The sequence below is a fragment of the Sphingopyxis sp. genome, from assembly GCF_016463645.1.
Lineage (GTDB): Bacteria > Pseudomonadota > Alphaproteobacteria > Sphingomonadales > Sphingomonadaceae > Sphingopyxis.
Genome location: NZ_JAEMQX010000042.1, coordinates 1 through 16,586, shown reverse-complemented (window position 1 = coordinate 16,586; position 16,586 = coordinate 1). Strand labels below are relative to the sequence as shown.

General features: G+C 66.1%; 21 protein-coding genes. 13 read left to right on the top strand and 8 right to left on the bottom strand.

Annotated elements, in window-relative coordinates:
- Nucleotide 1 precedes the first annotated feature (1 nt).
- The gene (locus tag JHC57_RS10900; protein ID WP_294030028.1) at nt 2–1,684 is read left to right on the top strand and encodes an EAL domain-containing protein; all 1,683 of its coding nucleotides are present in this window, start codon (nt 2–4) and stop codon (nt 1,682–1,684) included.
- On the opposite strand, the gene JHC57_RS10895 is transcribed toward JHC57_RS10900, so the two are convergent.
- Genes JHC57_RS10895 through JHC57_RS10880 form a run of 4 tightly spaced genes read right to left on the bottom strand, consistent with a single transcriptional unit; the run spans nt 1,657 to nt 4,567 of the window.
- On the bottom strand, nt 1,657–2,853 hold the full coding sequence (locus tag JHC57_RS10895) for a CCA tRNA nucleotidyltransferase (RefSeq protein ID WP_294030027.1): 1,197 nt from the start codon (nt 2,851–2,853) through the stop codon (nt 1,657–1,659). The two genes, JHC57_RS10900 and JHC57_RS10895, sit on opposite strands and share 28 nt — an antisense overlap.
- Nucleotides 2,850–3,434, bottom strand: a complete 585-nt coding sequence (locus tag JHC57_RS10890) for a CoA pyrophosphatase (protein WP_294030025.1) — start codon at nt 3,432–3,434, stop codon at nt 2,850–2,852. The genes JHC57_RS10895 and JHC57_RS10890 overlap by 4 nt, the downstream gene beginning before the upstream one ends.
- A complete protein-coding gene (locus tag JHC57_RS10885) occupies nt 3,434–4,018 on the bottom strand; it encodes a DUF1285 domain-containing protein (protein WP_294030024.1) in 585 nt (194 codons plus the stop codon). The genes JHC57_RS10890 and JHC57_RS10885 overlap by 1 nt, the downstream gene beginning before the upstream one ends.
- 45 nt (nt 4,019–4,063) lie before the next feature.
- Complete coding sequence (locus JHC57_RS10880) at nt 4,064–4,567, bottom strand: GNAT family N-acetyltransferase (RefSeq protein WP_294030023.1); 504 nt, start codon at nt 4,565–4,567, stop codon at nt 4,064–4,066.
- Between the two features lie 90 nt (nt 4,568–4,657).
- On the opposite strand from JHC57_RS10880, the gene JHC57_RS10875 reads away from it, so the two are divergent.
- Nucleotides 4,658–5,029 (top strand): dihydroneopterin aldolase, encoded by a 372-nt coding sequence (locus tag JHC57_RS10875; protein WP_294030022.1) that lies wholly within the window; start codon nt 4,658–4,660, stop codon nt 5,027–5,029.
- Nucleotides 5,026–5,787: an SDR family oxidoreductase gene (locus JHC57_RS10870; RefSeq protein WP_294030021.1), complete on the top strand. Its 762-nt coding sequence runs from the start codon at nt 5,026–5,028 to the stop codon at nt 5,785–5,787. Before JHC57_RS10875 ends, JHC57_RS10870 begins: the two co-directional genes overlap by 4 nt.
- A gap of 42 nt (nt 5,788–5,829) precedes the next feature.
- Here the strand turns inward: JHC57_RS10870 and JHC57_RS10865 are convergent, their stop codons facing one another.
- Nucleotides 5,830–7,263, bottom strand: coding sequence for an NAD-dependent succinate-semialdehyde dehydrogenase (locus JHC57_RS10865; protein ID WP_294030020.1), 1,434 nt, complete (start codon nt 7,261–7,263; stop codon nt 5,830–5,832).
- 48 nt (nt 7,264–7,311) lie between these two features.
- Nucleotides 7,312–7,911: a TIGR02466 family protein gene (locus JHC57_RS10860; RefSeq protein WP_294030019.1), complete on the bottom strand. Its 600-nt coding sequence runs from the start codon at nt 7,909–7,911 to the stop codon at nt 7,312–7,314.
- 46 nt (nt 7,912–7,957) lie between these two features.
- Between JHC57_RS10860 and JHC57_RS10855 the strand changes: the two genes are divergently transcribed.
- Nucleotides 7,958–8,878, top strand: coding sequence for an SMP-30/gluconolactonase/LRE family protein (locus tag JHC57_RS10855; RefSeq protein WP_294030018.1), 921 nt, complete (start codon nt 7,958–7,960; stop codon nt 8,876–8,878).
- 20 nt (nt 8,879–8,898) lie between these two features.
- Nucleotides 8,899–9,588, top strand: coding sequence for a VIT family protein (locus JHC57_RS10850; RefSeq protein ID WP_294030017.1), 690 nt, complete (start codon nt 8,899–8,901; stop codon nt 9,586–9,588).
- Here JHC57_RS10850 and JHC57_RS10845 read toward each other — a convergent pair.
- The gene (locus JHC57_RS10845; protein WP_294030016.1) at nt 9,585–9,968 is read right to left on the bottom strand and encodes a DUF488 domain-containing protein; all 384 of its coding nucleotides are present in this window, start codon (nt 9,966–9,968) and stop codon (nt 9,585–9,587) included. The genes JHC57_RS10850 and JHC57_RS10845 overlap by 4 nt on opposite strands.
- 57 nt (nt 9,969–10,025) lie before the next feature.
- Between JHC57_RS10845 and JHC57_RS10840 the strand changes: the two genes are divergently transcribed.
- Genes JHC57_RS10840 through JHC57_RS10830 form a run of 3 tightly spaced genes read left to right on the top strand, consistent with a single transcriptional unit; the run spans nt 10,026 to nt 12,273 of the window.
- Nucleotides 10,026–11,132, top strand: coding sequence for a DUF2855 family protein (locus JHC57_RS10840; RefSeq protein ID WP_294030015.1), 1,107 nt, complete (start codon nt 10,026–10,028; stop codon nt 11,130–11,132).
- A gap of 46 nt (nt 11,133–11,178) precedes the next feature.
- Nucleotides 11,179–11,568 carry a hypothetical protein gene (locus JHC57_RS10835; RefSeq protein WP_294030014.1) on the top strand — a complete coding sequence of 130 codons (390 nt, stop codon included), beginning with the start codon at nt 11,179–11,181 and terminating at the stop codon, nt 11,566–11,568.
- A 54-nt stretch (nt 11,569–11,622) separates the two neighbouring features.
- A complete protein-coding gene (locus JHC57_RS10830) occupies nt 11,623–12,273 on the top strand; it encodes an HAD-IA family hydrolase (protein WP_294030013.1) in 651 nt (216 codons plus the stop codon).
- 187 nt (nt 12,274–12,460) lie between these two features.
- Here the strand turns inward: JHC57_RS10830 and JHC57_RS10825 are convergent, their stop codons facing one another.
- Nucleotides 12,461–13,369, bottom strand: a complete 909-nt coding sequence (locus tag JHC57_RS10825; RefSeq protein ID WP_294030011.1) for a LysR family transcriptional regulator — start codon at nt 13,367–13,369, stop codon at nt 12,461–12,463.
- Nucleotides 13,370–13,460: 91 nt separating this feature from the next.
- On the opposite strand from JHC57_RS10825, the gene JHC57_RS10820 reads away from it, so the two are divergent.
- From JHC57_RS10820 to JHC57_RS10800, 5 genes are all read left to right on the top strand, one after another.
- A complete protein-coding gene (locus JHC57_RS10820) occupies nt 13,461–14,174 on the top strand; it encodes a CoA transferase subunit A (protein ID WP_294030010.1) in 714 nt (237 codons plus the stop codon).
- The gene (locus JHC57_RS10815) at nt 14,171–14,485 is read left to right on the top strand and encodes a DUF5076 domain-containing protein (RefSeq protein ID WP_294030009.1); all 315 of its coding nucleotides are present in this window, start codon (nt 14,171–14,173) and stop codon (nt 14,483–14,485) included. Before JHC57_RS10820 ends, JHC57_RS10815 begins: the two co-directional genes overlap by 4 nt.
- A 38-nt stretch (nt 14,486–14,523) precedes the next feature.
- Nucleotides 14,524–15,390: an HAD family acid phosphatase gene (locus tag JHC57_RS10810; RefSeq protein WP_294030008.1), complete on the top strand. Its 867-nt coding sequence runs from the start codon at nt 14,524–14,526 to the stop codon at nt 15,388–15,390.
- Complete coding sequence (locus JHC57_RS10805) at nt 15,390–16,031, top strand: CoA transferase subunit B (RefSeq protein WP_294030007.1); 642 nt, start codon at nt 15,390–15,392, stop codon at nt 16,029–16,031. The genes JHC57_RS10810 and JHC57_RS10805 overlap by 1 nt, the downstream gene beginning before the upstream one ends.
- A gap of 10 nt (nt 16,032–16,041) precedes the next feature.
- Nucleotides 16,042–16,586: serine hydrolase (locus tag JHC57_RS10800; RefSeq protein WP_294030006.1), on the top strand; the 545-nt coding region annotated here is incomplete at its 3' end.

The window sequence follows — 16,586 nt, the reverse complement described above, 5'->3', positions numbered from 1 at the left end:
TATGCCTATCGATAGAACCGGCGAAGACCGGCCCTTATTGTTCGTCGGCTGGATCGACGCGTTGCCCGTTCCGGCCGCGCTGATCAGACCGATGGCGCGCGGCAATTTCCGCCTCCATGCAAGCAACGCCGCCTTCGACCGGTTAACCCTGTCGCCTGCGGGCGCCGACGCGCCGATCGAGTTGCTGCGGGCCATCGAGCGCGCGTCGCAATTCCCCGAAGAGGCGCAGGAATTTTCCTGCCAGCTCGGCGAAGGCCCGGCGGCGCGCGACCTGCGCGGGTCGATCGGCCCGCTGCCCACCGAGTCGGGCGACGACGGGCTGTTCCTGCTGACGCTGATCGACCGGACGCAGGAGATGATGACCGAGCGCAACCTGCGCCGCGAACTCGTTTCCGACAGCCTCACCGGCCTTCCCAACCGTGCCGGCTTCGAGGAACTTGTCGAACAGCGCGCACGTACCGAAGGCGCAGGCGGCGATCACGCCATCCTGTTGCTCGACCTCGCCCGCTTCAGCCGCATCAACGAGCATATCGGTCCGATGGCGGGCGACGAGCTGATCATCACCGTCGCGCGCCGTCTGAAATCGAGCCTACGCAGCGGCGACATACTGGCGCGCACCGGCGGCGACGAGTTCGCGATTTCGACGCGCATCGCGGGCGGCCGTGCCGATGTCCGCGAAATGGCGCGACGCATCCGCGGCTGTTTCGACCATCCGTTCCGGATCGGCGAACTCAAGGTCAGCGTCGACTGCGCGCTCGGCTGCGCGATCCAGCCGGCAATTGACACCGATATCGCGGACCAGATCCGCCATGCGCAGATCGCGCTCAAGCGCGCCAAACAGACCGATCGCATCGAAATCTACGAACCCGAGGCCGCGATGCTCTCGGACAATCGCTTCGGGCTCGAGACCGAACTGCGCAACGCGATCGAGGAAGACCGGCTTCACCTCGCCTTCCAGCCCCTGATCGAGCTGTCGAGCGGCCGCGTCGCCGGATTCGAGGCGCTGGCGCGCTGGGACAACAGCAGCGGCCATGCGGTGTCGCCGACCGAGTTCATCCCCATCGCCGAGGATTCGGGACTGATCGTCCCGCTCGGCCAGTGGGCGATCGGCAAGGCGGCGACGGTGCTGGCCGAATGGGACAGGCAGAATGGCGGCGCGGTCGTCGACGCCTATTTCTCGGTCAATGTCTCGGCGATCCAGCTGGTCCGCGACGATGTTGCGGCGGTGGTACGCCATGCGCTCGAAACGAACAGGATCGGCGGCGAGCGGCTGATGATCGAACTCACCGAGAGCGCGATCATCGGCGATCCCGACCTCGCGCTGTCGGTGCTGAGCGAGCTGAAGGCGCTCGACGCGCGCGTCGCGATGGACGATTTCGGTACCGGCTATTCGAACCTCGCCTATCTGCAGCGCCTGCCGATCGACGTCCTCAAGATCGACCGCAGCTTCGTCGAGCATATGGTCGACGACCGCGACAAGGTCGCGATCGTCCGCACGATCCAGAGCCTCGCCGAAGTGCTCGGCATGCGCACCACCGCCGAGGGGGTCGAGACGACCGACCAGGCGCGGCTGCTGTCGGCGCTCGGCTGCGATTTCGGGCAGGGCTTCCTGTTCGCGCGTCCGATGGATAGCGCCGCCGCGCTCGATTACTGGCGTCAGTCGCTGGCGCGGCCGATCTTCTGATCGACCAGTTCGGCGACGCGGGCGGCGCCGGGAAAATCTTCCGCGACCCATTCGGCCTCGACCGCCTTCAGGATGCGCGCGACCTCGGGCCCTGCGGCGATCCCGCGGGCGACGATATCGCCGCCCTTGAGCGGCAGTTCGGGAACCGCCCAGCCGGCCAGCGCGTCGACCGCCGAAGGGTCCCCCGCGAGGAGCCGGGAATCGCGCGCGGCGTCGATGCCGATCGCATGGGCGAGTTGGCGAACCGGCCGCACGATATCCGTGCGATTGCCGCCGAGCGCCGCAAGATGCTTGCGCTGCCGCGTCGACAGGCGGAGGCGGCTGGCGACCTGCTCGGCAATGGCGGCATCGGGCGGAAGCAGCGCCGACAGGCGGCGGAGCGGCGCGGGCGCGACGGCAGCATCGCGTTCGCTGGCGAGCAAGCGGTCGAGCGCGGCGACGAAAGCCGCATCGAGTTCGGGTAGCAGCACCGCGAAAATACCGTCGACCGCCATCTGGCCGACGATCGCGCGCGGATCGGGCAACGCGAGTATCTTGAGCAACTCGTCGGCGATGCGTTCGCGCGACAGGCTTTTCAGCGACTGGCGCGCGATTACGACCGCGGCATGGCTGACCGGGTCGAGATTACCCCGTCCGAAGCGCGCCGCGAAGCGATAGAAGCGCAGGATACGCAGATGATCCTCGGCGATCCGGGTCGCGGCGTCGCCGATAAATGCCACCCGCCCGGCATCGAGGTCCGCCAGCCCGCCGAACCAGTCGTCGATTTCCCCCGTGTCGGGATCGGCATAGAGCGCGTTGATCGTGAAATCGCGGCGCGCGGCGTCATCGCGCCAGTCGTCGGCGAAAGCGATCGTCGCGCGGCGACCATCGGTCTCGACATCGCGGCGCAGCGTCGTGATCTCATGATGGTCGCCGCTGGCGATCGCGGTGACGGTGCCGTGCGCAATGCCCGTCGGGATGACCTTGATATCGGCGGCGGCGAGGCGCCGCGTCACCTCCTCCGGCAACAGCGGGGTCGCGAGATCGATGTCGGCAACGGGCAGGCCGAGCAGCGTGTCGCGCACCGCGCCGCCGACCGCCTTGACCGCGCCGCCGTCGGCGGTGAGCGCAGCGACGATCCGGTGGAGTCCGGGCCGCTCGCGCCATTCGGCAGCGGGGAGCCGCGTCACCGGTGCCAGCCCGCGGGCAGACGCCGCGCCAGATTGATGATGATTCCCGCCGTCACGCCCCAGATCCGCCGCCCCTGCCAGTCCATGTCGTAATAATGGCGGTCGTGCCCCTGCCAATTGGCATGCTGGCGCGCATAATTGTCGGGATCGAACAATATGTCGAGCGGCACCTCGAACCAGTCCTCGACCTCGTCGGGATTGGGGTCGAGCGGCAGGTCGGGCGGGATGACGCCGAGCACCGGTGTGATCAGATAGCCGCTGCCCGACCGGTAGGGTTCCGTGGCGCCCGCGATCATCACGTCGCGGCGGTTCAGCCCGATCTCTTCCTCCGCCTCGCGCAATGCAGCGTCGATCGCGTCGCGATCGCCCGGGTCGATCTTGCCGCCCGGGAAGGCGACCTGCCCCGCATGGCTGCGCAGCCATTGCGGCCGCTGGGTCAGGATGATGCCGGGATCGGGACGGTCAGTGAAAGCGATAAGCACGGCGGCATCGCGCAGCGTGGGCATGCCGAGATAGGTTTCGTCCTCGCCCGGATCGGGCAGCAGGTTGTCGAGCGCGGTGCGCAATTTCTCCGACAGCATCAGGCGTCCACCAGCGGAAAACGCGTGCCGTTCGACCAGATGGCAGGCGGCGCGGCGCCGTCGGCGATCGCCAGCTCGACAAGGTCGTAGTAGAGCGCACGGTCGATCCGCGCTTCGAGGCCGTTGCCGATGACGCCGCGGACATGAAGCCGCGGGTCGGGATTGTCGGCGTCGCCGCCGAAGCTCAGCGGGTGATCCGGGCCCGCCATGACGAGATCATCGGTGTCGAGGCGGAAGACGAGCTTGCGCACCGCGCCCTCGCCCTCGCTTTTCATCTCGACCGCGCGGAAGGGTGTATCCTCGACCGCGATCGTCAGCTTCTCCGCCGGGGTGACGAGCACATGGCGGCCGTCGGGTTCGCGGCGGAGGATCGTCGAGAAGAGCCGGACCATCGCGGGCCGGTTGATCCGGCCGCCCTCGTGATACCAGCTGCCGTCGGCGCGAATCTCCATCGCGCTGTCCCCCTCGCGCGCCGGATGCCAGCTTTCGACCGGCGGCAGCTTGCGCGCCGCGAGCAGTTCGGCCGCTTCGGTCAGCGAGAGCTGCGAAAAATGCTTGGGTAGCGAGGGCGCCGGGCTGACCATATATACGACATAGGCGGGCGCGCGGCGCGCGCAACCCCGCGGGGGCTAGCGCGGCCCGATCAGCCCCGCGCCCGTCGGCGGGCTGTGCCCGTTCACCGCCCGCGCGAGCAAGCGTCGGCGCTCGAACGGTCCGGGCAAATCCCACGCCCCCGTCGCGTCGGCGTCGAAACCGAAGAAGCGGCCATAATATTCGGGATCGCCGATCATCATCAGTGCGCTGTCGGCAGCTGTTTCGGCGGCATCCAGCAGATGCGCCATCAGCGCCCGGCCGTGCCCACCGCGCTGGACATCGGGGCGGACCGCCACGGGACCGACCATCACCAGCGGAGTCGCGGTGCCGTCCGCGGCGCGGTGCGCGACCGGCCAGCACTGGATCGTGCCGATCAGCGCGCCACCCTCGACCAGCGCAAAGCTCAGCGCCGGCACGGCATCCACGCCTGCGCGGATGCGGTAGGCGGTTCGTCCAAAGCGATCCGTTCCGAAGGCGGCGTCGAGGAGATGCTCGACCGACTGCGGCTCGATATCGGACAATGGAAGTAACTCGACCAACGCGTACCCTTTCGCTAATGCGGCGGCGCTTTAGGGTCGCGGATCGGCAATGGAAAGCCGAATGTCGCGCTCGCTCGACAGGAAATTCTTGTGACCGATACATTGTGGCTGGAAGTGACCGGGCTGACCGTCGACGTATTGACCGGCATCTATTCCGAAGAAACGCACCTGCCGCAGCCGCTGCGCATCTCGGTCCGCGCGAAGCTGAACATGGCCGATCATTATGATCCGACGACGCCGCTCGGCCGCTCGAAAAATTACATGCATCTGAAATTCGCGGCGACCGAAGGCATTCCGAAGGACGTGCATTTCGTGCTGATCGAAAGCGTCGCCGACCATATCATCGACACGCTGTTCCTGCAGGACGACAAGGTCGAAGAGGTCGAGGTGAAGATCGTCAAGCTGGCGATCGCCGAGGAAGGCGAAGAGATCGGCATCACGATGCGGCGGGCGCGGAAGTGACGCAAAAGCTCGCTCTCGTCACGGGCGGGCTCCACCGTGTCGGGGCGGCGATTGCGGCGCGTCTCGCGCGCGAAGGCTATGCGCTGGCGATCCACAAGCGCAGTCCGGGCGACGCCGATCCGGTGCTGGCGGAGGCGCTGGCGGAGACCGGCGCAATCAGCCACCGCTTTGCAGCCGATCTCGCCGATCCGGCGGCGGTCGACGCGCTGATCCCGGCGGTAATCCGGAAATTCGGCCGTGCGCCCGACTTGCTGGTCAACAATGCCGCACTGTTCGCCGAGGGCGAATGGGCCGACGTGTCAGCCGCGACGCTCGCCGAGATGATGCAGGTCAATCATCATGCGCCGGTGATGCTCGCGAAGACGCTCGTCGCAGCGAGCGAAGGAAAACGCCCGGCGATCGTCAATATCGTCGACCAGCGCGTCGCGCATCCTGTGCCTGACCAGATCGCCTACAGCCTGTCGAAATCGGCGTTGTGGCAGGCGACGCTGACGTTGGCGGTCGCTTTCGGGGGCCGTGCGCGCGTCAACGCCGTGGCGCCCGGACTCACGATGGCGACCGACGATTATTCGGCGGCGCAGGTCGATCGGCTGGCGAAGCTTATGCCGCTGCGGGCGCTGCCGACGCCGGCACAGATCGCCGATGCGGTCGTGTATCTGGCGCGCGCCGAGGCGGTGACGGGGCAGACGATCTTCGTCGACGGCGGGGCGCACCTCGCGCCGATGGCGCGCGATTTCGTGGCGCTGGAGCGGGGTTGAACAAGATCCTCCCCATCGCGAAGCGTTGGGAAGGATTGTTGCTCAATAGATATGCACCGCCTTGGTGACGAGATAGCCATCGAGCCCCTCGGGCCCGCTTTCGCTGCCGAAACCCGATTCCTTGATGCCGCCGAACGGCGCATCGAGCGTCGAGATCACGAAGCTGTTCACGCCGACCATGCCGCTTTCGATGGTATCGACGATGCGGTTGATGCGGCGGCCATTCTCGGTGAAGGCGAAGGCCGCGAGGCCGTAAGGCAGCCGGTTCGCCTGTTCGAGCGCCTCGTCCTCGGTCCCGAACGGGCGGATCAGCGCCATCGGACCGAATGGCTCGTTGTTCATCGCATCGGCTTCGATGGGAACGTCGGCAATCGCGGTCGGCTGGAAGAAATAGCCATTGCCGGTCGCCTCGCCACCGGCAATGACGCGCGCACCCTTTGCTCTGGCATCGGCGACGAGCGCCTCGAGCGCGGGGATACGGCGCACATTGGCCAGCGGGCCCATCTGCGTGTCGGCGTCAAGCCCGCTGCCGATTTTCACCTTCGCCGTTCGCTCGGCGAAGCCCTTCACGAAGGCGTCGTAGATGCCCTGCTGCACATAGAAGCGCGTCGGCGAGATGCAGACCTGCCCCGCGTTGCGGAACTTCTGCCACACGACCTTGTCGAGCGTCGCTTCGAGATCACAATCATCGAACACGAGCACCGGCGCATGACCGCCCAGTTCCATCGTGATGCGCTTCACGCCGTCGGCGGCGAGCTTCATCAGATGCTTGCCGACCGCGGTCGAGCCGGTGAAGCTGACCTTGCGGATCACCGGGCTCGCGAGCAGGTGGCGGCTGATCATGTCGGGATCGCCATAGACGAGCTGGACGACGTCGCCCGGGATACCCGCGTCGGCGATGCAGCGCATGATTGCGCTGGTGCAACCCGGCGTTTCCTCCGGCGCCTTGGCGATCACGACGCAGCCCGCAGCGAGCGCGGGGGCAATCTTCTTGACCATCAGGTTGACCGGGAAGTTCCACGGGCTGAAGCCTGCGACCGGGCCGACGGGATGTTTGGTCACCATCGCGCGCTGGCCGAGCGGGCGCTGGAGCACGCGGCCCTCGATGCGCTTTCCTTGCTCGGCGAAATAGTCGAACAGCCCTGCCGCCGACAGCACCTCGCCGCGCGCCTCGGCGACCGGCTTGCCCTGTTCGAGCGTGAGCAGCGTCGCGATATGCTCAACCCGCTCGCGGATGATGCCCGCGGTCTTGTGCATCAGCGTCGCGCGCTCGTCGGGAGTCTTCGCACGCCATACCGGCCAGCCGCGTGCCGCAGCGGCAAGCGCCTCGTCGAGATCGGCCGCGGTCGCAACCGGCAATTCGGCGATCGTGCCCGCGGTCGCGGGATTATAGACCGGCCGTTCATCGCGCCCCTCGCCGCTCCGCCAGGCGCCGTCGATGAAAAGCTGGAGGTCGGCGTCGTAGGTCGCGGTCATGGAGGATCCTTTGCCAGGGAATGGGGGATGACGGCGATATAGGAAGCGTCAGCGATAGTTAAAGCTGATGCTGATCCGTTCGCCCTTGCCCGAATGCGGCATCACCTCGTGCCGCAGCCAGCTTTCCCACAGGAAGACGCGGCCCGCAGCGGGTTCGGCATAGACGAAGGGACGCTGATGCTCGGGCGCATCGTCGGTGCGGCCCGGCGCCGCCATCAGCATGGCGAGACGCGGGTCTTCGAGCTTGAGCGCACCCGATCCCGGCGGGACGGCGACGTAGAAGGTGCCCGACACGATGCTGTGCGGGTGGATATGCCCGCTGTGCGTGCCGCCGGGTTTCAATATGTTGACCCACAGGCTGTCGAGCCTGAGCGGCTTGGCGAGATCGAAATGGCACGCCTTAGCGAAGGCCTTCACTTGCTTGTCGAGCAGCCGCTTGAGATCGTAAAAGGCGGGATCGCGCTCGGGCAGGTCGCCGAGGCTCGCATAGCTCGTATAACCCTTGTAGCCGTGCTCGCGGCTCCACGCCTTCCCCGCGCCATCCTCTTCGGCGAACAGGCGGCAGCTGTCCTCCAGCTCTTCGAGCAGGTCGGGCGTGCCGATATCGGCCTCGTAAAAATTGGTGGCGAAGAGCGAGCGAACGGGCATGATGGCCGCAAAGCACAGCGAGTACGGACACGCAAGGGAGATGGGGATGGCCGAGTTTGAACTGATCGCCGACGGATTGCGCTTTCCCGAGGCGCCGGTCGTGATGGACGACGGCAGCATCATCGTCGTCGAGATCGAGGCGAAGCGCATCACGCGCTGCTGGCCCGGCGGCCGGAAGGAGGTCATCGCGACCCCCGGGGGCGGGCCCAATGGCCTCGCGATCGGCCCCGACGGCAAGCTTTACTGCTGCAACAATGGCGGCTTCAACTATGTCGAATCGAACGGCTATCTCGCGCCGCACGGCATCGCCGACGATTATTCGGGCGGGCGGATCGAGCGGATCGATATCGAGACCGGCGCGGTCGAGTTGCTGTACAAATCGGGCGACCATGGCGTGACGCTGCGCGGCCCCAACGACATCATGTTCGACGCCCACGGGGGTTTCTGGTTCACCGATCATGGCAAGGTCGATTATGCCGCGCGCTGCCACGACATCGTCGGCATCTTCTACGCCAAGGCCGACGGCAGCTTCATCGAGGAAGTGATCTTCCCGAGCTATAACCCCAACGGCGTCGGCATCTCGCCCGACGGAACCAAGCTCTATGCAGCCGAAACCTATACCTGCCGCCTGACGCAGTTCAATATCATCGCGCCGGGCAAGGTCGACGATGCGGCGGGGCCGGGCGGGCCCGGCATCCCGCTCTATCGTCCCGCGGGCTATAAATTCTTCGACAGCCTCGCGATGGAGGCGAACGGCAATATCTGCGTCGCGACGATCGGCGAATGCGGTATCAGCGTCGTCTCGCCGGCGGGCGAACTCGTCGAGTTCGTCGCGACCGACGATATCTTCACCACCAATATCGCCTTCGGCGGGCCCGACCGGCAAGACGCCTATATCACCCTGTCGGGCACCGGCCGGCTGGTGAAGACGCGCTGGGCACGGCCGGGGCTGCAGCTGCAATATTAGAGGGGCGGAGACGTAAAGCCATGCACGAGGAAACCCATGCCGTCACGCGGATCGGCTGGCTGCGCGCCGCGATCCTCGGCGCCAACGACGGCATCGTATCGACCGCGAGCCTGATCGCGGGGGTCGCAGCGGCGGGCGTGTCGCAATCATCGATCCTCGTCACCGGGACCGCGGGGCTTGTCGCGGGCGCGATGTCGATGGCGGCGGGCGAATATGTTTCGGTGAGCTCGCAGGGCGATGCCGAAAAAGCCGATGTCGAGCTGGAAAAACGCCACCTCGCCGCCGATCCCGAATTCGAACTCGAAGAGCTGACGCAAATCTATCAGGAACGCGGGCTCGACCGTGCGATGGCGGAGCAGGTCGCGGTGCAGCTCACCGAGCACAATGCGCTCGATACGCATCTGCGCGACGAGCTGGGGATAACCGACGCGATGGCGGCGCGGCCGGTGCAGGCGGCGGCGGCTTCGGCGGCGAGTTTCGCGGTCGGCGCGGCACTGCCGCTCGCGACCGTGTTCGTCGATCAGGGCACGTCGCTGCCGTGGACGGTTTCGGCGGCGTCGCTTGTCTTCCTTGCGATCCTCGGCGCGCTTGGAGCCAAGGCGGGCAACGCGCCGATGCTGCGCCCGGTCGTACGCGTGACCTTCTGGGGTGCGATGGCCATGGCCGTGACGATCGCGATCGGGGCACTGCTCGGGACGACGGTCGGCTAGCGGCACTCAAGCCATTCGCGGAGCGCCACGGCGTTGTTCCGTTCCTCGCTTTTCGCGGCATAGAGCAGGGTAACCGGTCCCGCCCGCACCGCCGCGTCGAGCGTGGACAGCGCGGCCTTCATTTCCTCGCCACCCGCGTCGAGTTCGGCAAAATAGTTGAGCCGGAATTCGTCCCACGCTTCGTCCGAATCGGCCGTCTCGGCGTGGAAACGCTTGCGCAGCCCGTCGCTCGGCGACAGCGGTTTCAGCCATGCGGCCAGCGCCGCCTTCTCCTTCGACACCCCGCGCGGCCACAGCCGGTCGACGAGGAAACGCGCGCCGTCGCCGGGGCGGGCCGGTTCGTGAATGCGTTTGACCGCGATTGTCAGGGGCGTCGCCATCTGTATGACTATCGGCCATCCCGCGCCTGCGGGCAAGCCAATCGGAGGGGTCCGGACATGAGCGCAAAGAGCTGGGCGATCGACATCGATCGCGACGATATCACGCAAGCTGTTTTGGCAAGCGACTCCGATGCGCCGCTCGCACCGGGACAGGTCCGCGTGCACATCGACAGCTATGCGATGACCGCGAACAACATCACCTACGCCGTGTTCGGCAAGCCCGCCGGCCTGTTCGGCAACGATCAGGGCTATTGGGACTTCTTTGCCGAGCGCGACACGCCCGGACGCTTGCCCGTCTGGGGCTTCGCGACCGTCACCGAAAGCAGCGCCGAGGGGATCGCGGCCGGCGATCGCTTCTATGGTTATTATCCGATGGCGGAGGGCGCGATGCTGACCGTCGGCAAGGCCGGACCCGGCGGCTTCACCGACGTCACGCCGCGCCGCACCGCCCTGCCCCCCATCTACAACAATTATCAGCGGATCGAGGCGCTGGAGGGTTATCGCGCCGCCGACCATGACTATTGGCCGGTGTTCCGCCCGCTGTTCCTGACCGGCTGGCTGATCGCCGACCAGTTCGAAGACGAAGGCGATTATGGCGCCGAGCAGATCCTGATCGCCAGCGCATCGAGCAAGACCGCGATCGGCCTCGGCTTTTCGCTCGCACAGCGCGAAGGGCACCGTCCCGAAACGGTCGGCCTCACCAGCAAGGCGAATGTCGCCGACCTCGATGCGCAGCGCATATATGACCGCGTCATCGCCTATGACGACATATTGACGCTCAATCCGGGCACACCTTCGGCGCTTGTCGACATGGCGGGCAACGGCGCAGTGACGCGCGTGGTGCACAGTCATTTCGGGAACAACCTCAAGGCCTCGATCATCGTCGGCAAATCGCATTGGGACGCCGATGCCGGCGGGGCGGCGCTGCCCGGCCCCGACCGGCAGGGGTTCTTCGCGCCCGGCCGCAGCCAGAAGCGCATCGCCGACTGGGGCGGGGCGGCGTTCGGGCAGAAGATCGCCGAAGCGTGGCTCGCCTTCATGGAGGTTGCACCGCGACTGACTTCGGTTGATAAACGCAGCGGTGGCGATGCGGCGCTCGCTGCCTATCGGGAAATGCTCTCGGGACGGGCCGACCCCAAAAAGGGGATCGTCGTCGTCCCATGAGGGTCGCAGGAGCAATCCCTTTCCCCGCCGCACGAAAGGACGGACCATGCTTCGCACCCTTGTCGCCGCCACCTCTCTCTCGCTCTTGCTTCCGGCCGGAGCGGCGCTTGCCGAACCGCCCAAAGCCGCGCCTGCGCGGAAGGCCGACCTTGCCGATCGCGTCGCAGGCACCTACAAGGGCGATGTCGCGTCCGATGCGCGCGGATCGTCGCGCAGCAATGTCACGATCACCGTGACGCGGACGGGCCCGAACAAGGTCGAGATCAAATCGGACTATTCCCGCATCCCGACCGTCACCATCCCGCTCGAAAAGGCGATGGACGCGATCCTTGCCGCGAGCGGGCCTTCGGTGTTCCTGCTCGACACGGTGCGCTCCCCCGACCGGCTCGACCTCACCATCGACGATGCGAGCTGGTCGGGCACGCGCGTCAAATAGCGCCGGCGCGCACGACAGGTTGACGTTAACGTCAATCTGCGCTCTAGCCGCGCCATGTCTCGCTACACCCATGTCATCTTCGACTTCGGCGGCGTCATCACCGCCTCGCCCTTCGAAGCGTTCAACCGGCTGGAGGAGGAGCGCGGGCTGCCGCGCGACTTCGTGCGCCGCGTCAACGCCGCCGATCCCGACACCAACGCCTGGGCCCGTTTCGAGCGCGCCGAGATCGACGCGGCTGCGTTCGATGCGCTGTTCGCGGCGGAAGCGAAGGCGCTTGGTCATGACCTGGAAGGCGAAGCGGTGCTCGCGGTGCTGGCAGGAGCGGTGCGTCCCGCGATGGTCGCGGCGCTCGATACGCTGAAGGCCCGGGGTTTCGGGATCGCGTGCATTACCAACAATGTCCCCAGCGGCAAGGGCGCGGGCATGGCGCGGAGCGAGGCGCTGGCCGCCGAAGTCGCGACGATCATGGCGCGTTTCGACCATGTCATCGAATCGAGCAAAGTCGGGATGCGCAAGCCCGATCCACGAATTTACCAGATGATGTGCGAGAAGCTCGGCGTCGAACCCAGGGCGTGCATCTATCTCGACGACCTCGGCATCAACTGCAAACCTGCGAGCCGGCTCGGCATGCACGCGATCAAGGTGACGAGCGGCGCGCAGGCGTTAGCCGACCTGTCGACGGCGCTGGAGATGGAACTGCCCTGACAATCGGTTTCCACCGCGCCCCGAATGGCGGTTTTGGGGTGGGAAGCGGACGGCAAGCCACCCCGCTTCGTCATCCCGGGCTTGATCCGGGATCCCGCTTCTTATGGCGGAAGAGCAGGTTTCGATTTCAAGCGGGACCCCGGATCAAGTCCGGGGTGACGATGATTGATCGGGCGGCTTCCGGTCGTCAACCGCCGTTCGGCTCACATCCCGCGCTCGCGAGGTTGAGCTTCGCCGCGCGCTCGAAGATCTGCGTGAGCACCGGTTCGGTATCGGCGACGCGCATCGCAACATGGAATTCGACCGGCGCGAGCGCGGGCATGCCATCAATCGCGGCGAGAGCGCCGCTAGCCACCTCGCCGCGCACCATCGGTTGCGGGAAGATGCCGATCCCCCCGCCCGCCTTCGCGATATCGATCATCGTGCGCGCATTGTTGCAGAGGTTGAGCGATTTCTGCGCGATGCGCGACGCCTCGATCGCTTCGCGCATCCGGCCGTGGATCGGCGAATGGCTGGCGAGCGACCAGACCGGAAGCATCGCCTCGCCGCCCGCAAAGGCCGAGGCGACCGCGGGACTGGCGAGCCATACCAGCTCGACCTCGCCGATCGGGCTGGTCTTGAGCGCGGGGTGTGCGATCGGCCCGGCGGCGAAGGCCATGTCGGTGCGCCCGGTCAACAACTGCTGGATCAGATTCGCGGTGAGGTCGATTTCGATCTCGAGCCCGACGTTGGGCATGTCGGCCTTGAGGTCGGCGACGAAGGCGGGAAGGCAGCTCGCCGCCGCGATCTCGCCCGCGCCGATGCGCACCACCCCGCTCGCTTCGCCATAACCGCCGCTGCCGAGCAGCGCATATTGCATGTCGCGCAGCAGCGGGTCGCAATCGCGCACCAGCTTGCGCCCCGCCGCCGTCAGCGACATCGCGCGGCCTTCGCGGCGGAAGAGCGCCGTTCCCAGTCGCTGTTCGAGTTCGCGCATCCGCGCCGACACCGTCGGCTGCGTCGTGTTGAGTCGCTCGGCAGCCGCCGAAAAAGTGCCGAGCCGGTCGATCCAGAGCAGGGTTTCGAGATGGTAGAGCGAAACGCGATTGATAGACATTGTCTATGTATAATCCAAAAATCGAACAATTAGAATTGATAGATCAAATGCGCCAATGTCGCGCCCGACATCCCGGCAAGGAGGCCCCTTCATGGCGAACAAGCAATATCCCGACGCAACAGCCGCGCTCGACGGCCTCCTCTTCGACGGCATGCAGATTTGCGCGGGCGGCTTCGGCCTGTGCGGCATTCCCGAGCGGCTGATCGACGCGATCCGCGACGCGGGCACCAAGCAGCTGACGATCGCCAGCAACAATGCCGGGATCGACGGCGAAGGGCTCGGCAAGCTGCTCCGCACCAAGCAGGTCAGGAAGATGATTTCCTCCTATGTCGGCGAGAACAAGGAGTTCGAACGACAATATCTCGCGGGCGAGCTCGAAGTCGAATTCTGCCCGCAGGGCACGCTGGCCGAACGCTGCCGCGCCGGCGGTGCGGGCATCCCCGGCTTCTATACGAAGACCGGCGTCGGCACGCTCGTCGCCGAAGGCAAGGAAGTGAAGAGTTTCGACGGGCAGGATTATATCCTCGAACGCGGCATCTTCGCCGACCTCGCGATCATCAAGGGGTGGAAGGCCGACGAGAGCGGCAACCTGATCTTCCGCAAGACCGCACGCAACTTCAACCAGCCGATGGCGACCGCGGCGAAGATCTGCGTCGCCGAGGTCGAGGAAATCGTCCCCGTCGGCAGTCTCGATCCCGACGCGATCCACCTGCCCGGCATCTATGTGAAACGCCTCGTCCTCGGCGCGCCCTACGACAAGAAGATCGAATTCCGGACGACACGCCCGCGCGAGCACGTCGCATGACCAGCAAGGGGCCTCATGAAATCAAGTTGGAAAATGGCGACACTCTGACCGAGGATTCGGCCGAGATCGCTCGGATTTGGATCACGGATGGCGCTGGAAGTAGCGTATGGATCGCGGCCAACTGCCTTGAGGACCCATATATGTTCGGGTGCTTGATGGCGGACACGGTCCGGCACGCCGCGGTGGCCTATGCGGGAACCTGGTCACTTGACGAGGCAGAGGCACTGCAAGCAATCGTGAATGGCGTTTCCGACGAACTTCGCGACCAGTTCACGGCGATAGAAACGATCCAACAGGGAAGTTTAAATTGATGCGGCGGATGCGCGCTGGAACAGGCTCAGGAGCAGCTATGGTCCTTACCGCACTGCTCTTGGCAGGCTGTGCCAGCGCGCCGGCAGAGGTGGCGACGGCCCCTGCTCCGCCGGCCGCCGCGGTGTCGGTCGACGCCGCCAAACCGCCGGTGGCGCTGCAATATCTCTATGGCTCGCCCGAGGCGGCCATTGCGGTGCGCGCGACCAATGCGCGGATCGCCGACTATGGCGTGTGGCGGATCAAGGAGCGGCCGAAGGACAGCGTCGTGCTGGCGGCGGGTGCGACGATGGACGCACCCGCGTTCGAGCCATGCGGCAACAAGCCCTTCGCCGCGGTGTTCGATGCGGACGAAACGTTGATCTGGAACCTCGGCCCGATGCGCTATTTCGCCGAGAAGGGCACGGCGTTCGATGTCAAGGTCTGGGACCAGTGGGAAAAGACCGGCGCGGGCAAGGCGGTCGCGATGCCCGGCACGGTCGAGATGGTGAACAGGCTGCGCGCCGCGGGAATCACCGTCATCGCCAACACCAACCGCAGCGCCGCCAATGCCGGGGGCAGCGAGGATACGCTGCGCGCCGCCGGACTCGGCAAGTTCAGGCATGGCGAGACCTTGTTCCTGATGGGCGACGACGCCGGCGGATCGAGCAAGGACGGGCGCCGGGCGGCGATCGCCTCGAAATATTGCGTCATCATCCTCGGCGGCGACCAGCTCGGCGATTTCAGCCAGCAGTTCAACACCCGGGACCTGCCCGCGGCGCAGCGCATGGCGCTCGCCACCAGCGCAGGCGCCACCGCACTTTGGGACAAGGGCTGGTTCCTTTTCCCCAATCCCGTCTACGGCCCGTGGGAAAAACTGGGCTGGGACGACGCCTTCCCCTCCGACAAGCAATGGGAGCCGAAATAATGGCCTGGACGCGTGATGACATGGCGGCGCGCGCCGCAAAGGAACTGCAGGACGGCTATTACGTCAACCTCGGCATCGGCATCCCGACGCTGGTCGCGAACCATATCCCCGCCGGGATGACGGTGACGCTGCAGTCGGAGAATGGCATGCTCGGTATCGGGCCCTTCCCTTATGAGGGCGACGAGGACCCCGACCTGATCAATGCCGGCAAGCAGACGATCAGCGAATTGCCGCAATCGGCCTATTTCTCCTCGTCGGACAGTTTCGCGATGATCCGCGGCGGGCATATCGATCTGACCGTATTGGGCGCGATGGAGATCGCCGAGAATGGCGACATCGCCAACTGGATGATCCCCGGCAAGATGATCAAGGGCATGGGCGGCGCGATGGACCTCGTCGCCGGGGTCAAGAAGATCATCGTCGTGATGGAGCATAATGCCAAGGACGGCAGCCCCAAGTTCATCCCCGAATGCACGCTGCCGCTGACCGGCAAGAATGTCGTCGACATGATCATCACCGACCTCGCGGTGTTCAGGCGCGACGACCATGACAGCCCGTTCCGGCTGATCGAGCTCGCGCCGGAGGTGACGGCGGAGGAAGTCGCGGCTAAGACGACGGCCAATTACGAGGTCGCAGTCTGAACGAGAGTCAATGAAGCGGTTTTTTGGTTTTCTGATCGCCGTCGCCGCACTGGTATCGGCCGGCTGGCTCGGTATTCACGTCCTGGGCGGGAAGCACCCCCTCGCCAGCGTTCCGATCCCGATTTCGGCGCCTGAAAACCTGCCCGACACGCCCGCCGAATGGCGTGGCCGGATCGACTATCGCACGCTCGACCGGCAACTCGCCGATCTGGCGCAGCGGCCCGAAATGGCCGGGCTGGCGGTCGCGGTCGTGGAAGACGGCGAATTGCGCTTCGTGCGCACCTATGGCCTTGCCGACAGTTCGACCGGCGCGCGCGTCACACCGCAAACATTGTTCCGCTGGGCCTCGGTTTCCAAGACCGCGACGGGCGCACTTGCGGGGGCGCTCGCCAATGACGGCCGGGTCGACCTCGATCGCCCGGTTTCGCGCTGGCGCACATCGCTGCGCCTGCCCGGCGGTGCCGAGGAGCGCGTGACGGTGGGCGATCTGCTGGCGCAACGCACCGGCCTCACCAAAAACGCCTATGACGAGAAGCTGGAGGAAGGGCAGAGCCC